The sequence below is a fragment of the Photobacterium sp. R1 genome, from assembly GCF_054600795.1.
In genome coordinates this window covers 1-338 of the sequence record NZ_BAAHZP010000279.1, presented here as the reverse complement: position 1 = coordinate 338, position 338 = coordinate 1, and the positions used below count along the sequence as shown (strand labels likewise).

Genomic DNA, 338 nt, shown 5'->3' with positions numbered 1-338 from the left:
CTGCTCGTTGTCTTTGTTGCTCAGTTTGAAGAAGGCAAAGCTGTCGATGTTGAAGGTAAACTGGTTTGCTGTGCCCGGCGCAGGTGCGCAGATGTAATCTTTACCCGGCTGTTTTCCGGCCGCCGCAAATTCACCTTTCGCCCAGTCACCCATGATCTGCATGGCAGCCTCGCCATTGATCACCATAGAGGTGGCGATATTCCAGTCACGCCCCGGCGAGTTCTCGTCGATGTAGTCGTGCATACGCTGGAAGGTCGCGAAGGTTTCAACCATTTTCGGACCGGACAGCACGTCCATATCCAGATCAACAAACGCCTTGTTATAGTCTTGCGAACCTA

General features: G+C 53.0%; 1 protein-coding gene. It reads right to left on the bottom strand.

The window, feature by feature from the left end:
* Positions 1-338: extracellular solute-binding protein (locus ACYP03_RS25030; protein ID WP_459782530.1), on the bottom strand; the 338-nt coding region annotated here is incomplete at both ends.